The sequence below is a fragment of the Bradyrhizobium cenepequi genome (assembly GCF_020329485.1).
Taxonomy (GTDB): domain Bacteria; phylum Pseudomonadota; class Alphaproteobacteria; order Rhizobiales; family Xanthobacteraceae; genus Bradyrhizobium; species Bradyrhizobium cenepequi.
Genome location: NZ_JAGKJI010000131.1, coordinates 1 through 2000 on the forward strand (window position 1 = coordinate 1; position 2000 = coordinate 2000).

At 60.5% G+C, this 2000-nt stretch carries 1 protein-coding gene and 1 pseudogene; one reads left to right on the plus strand and one right to left on the minus strand.

Annotated features, from left to right (window positions below):
- Positions 1-400: integrase core domain-containing protein (locus J6497_RS40445; RefSeq protein ID WP_225709716.1), on the plus strand; the 400-nt coding region annotated here is incomplete at its 5' end.
- On the opposite strand, the pseudogene J6497_RS40450 reads toward J6497_RS40445, so the two are convergent.
- Positions 353-1348: pseudogene (locus J6497_RS40450) on the minus strand (S8 family serine peptidase); the annotation flags it as partial. The gene J6497_RS40445 and the pseudogene J6497_RS40450 overlap by 48 nt on opposite strands.
- Positions 1349-2000: the final 652 nt, after the last annotated feature.

Here is a 2000-nt window from a genome sequence, read left to right on the forward strand (position 1 = left end):
TGAATGGGTGGCACATCAAATCACGGAGGCATTTCCTTGGGACAAGGCTCCGCACTACCTGATCCGCGATCGCGACCGGATCTATGGCGGCGTCGTTGCGCGGCGGTTACGCGCCATGGGCATCCGGGACAAGCCCACCGCACCAGCCGCGCCCTGGCAGAATGGGTTTGCCGAACGGCTGATCGGATCGATCCGGCGTGAGTGTGTGGACCACATCATTGTCTTAGGCGAGGCGCATCTGCGCCGAATCCTGCGAAGCTATGCGGACTATTACAAGCGTGTCAGAACGCATCGATCCTTGGACAAGGATGCGCCGGTCTGCCGCCTGGTTCAGCGAACCGGTGTGATCGATTCACGCGCCATCCTGGGCGGACTTCACCACCACTACGCCCGTGTTTAGGTTTTCCGTACACACAGGCGTGAAGATGTCCACATTCGACCCCGGCGCTCTGATCGTCACGATCAGCGCATAGCGCGCAGCGCCGTCGAAGCGCTCCAAGTAAGGCTTTTCCTTCCACCAGCCACCGACCGGAAAGACGCCAATGGCATCACGCTCGGCGAGGTCAGCTGCGCTTCCAGACCAAAAATCGGAATGCACCGATCCATTGTCGCGAAACGTGCCGAGGAGCCAATCCTCGCCACCGCCGGGAGGCACCCCCTCCTCCTCGTCCCGTGCCGCCTGATTGATGCGGGCTCTGAACTCGTCGACAGTCTCGGTCGCGGACTTCACACGGAAGCGAAGACCATGCGAAGCGCATCGATGTCGCCTCGTCCAGCCACGCTCTCCAGGATTGGGTTCGATGAAGTAGGACAGAGTCGCTCGTAGCTCAACCTGCGCGGCACCAAGCGCGGCCAGTTGCTCCTTCGGCCAAGGCAGGCGATGCAGTTTCATATCGCGGGTCTTGGCGGCAGCGCTCCCTTCCCGCTGAAACGGTTGGAGTTGATCTTCGACGATGAGCGTCAGATCGTTCACCGTCGAGAGGAGCGCCCGCCCAAAATCCGGGACTCCATAGCCATAGCGGCGTACGAGTGCCTGCATTTGCCCCTTCGCGCCGTTACATGCGTCGATGCGGGCGCGCATCTGCGGGGTCCACTCGGCGGAGTGCACGATCAACGCGCGGACCGTTTCCGGCCATAGGCCCGGGCGCGCTACCAAGATTTGCCCCGCCATCCGCGCGGCGTGGGCGGTGGCCGCGCTCGTGTCGCCGAGAGTTGTGAAGTGACGCAGTTCCGGGCGGAAATACGTCGTGAGGATCTGCAGGTCGTCGATCGGTTCGCCGGGAAGCGCTCCGTCATGCGCGAGGTTGCCACCTTCGAACACGACATCGGGTTTCACAGGCCACTGCCGGTCCCAGACGACAGAAGGGCGAAGCCAGGACGGCCAGAGCGAAACAGGACAGCCTGATCATTCCGCCAGCTTAGGCGATTCCATCACGTCATCAACTCGGATTAGGTTTTCGGTACACACAACATCTGAATGTGCAAGAACAGCTTGGTCGTTACCCACGTAACGCAATTCCGGATTTCCGAAATTTTTCTGTAGGCATCCTGCCCCATCTGCAAAATGGCGATGTCTTTCCCTCTTTTACCTCGGCCCGGCATCCGGTCGGCGACATGGCGCACGACAAATCCACCGTAGGAGCGGCGTCATGGTCAACGACGGCGGTGCGCGTTGGCACGCGCAACCTAGATTGGTCCAGGGGCGGCAGCGGGTTTAGAAGTCTCTGCAGATGCGGCTGGTGGCATTCCTCGCTACGGCATCAGGCGGCGTGGCGGCAATAACGATCGTCTATCGACTCTATGGCAAGAGGTGATTTCCCTCGCCGGCATTGCAAGGTCATTCTCGTCAAGCGGTGGATTGTCATGTTTGACACGAACAGGAACTACCGTGAAGATTCAAGTCCGCAGCCTCGCGATTGCGTTCGCAATTGCTGTTTCTATCACAGTGGCCGCCACGGCCAAATCGCCTGTTGCGCCGATCAATACCAGCCGTGACGACG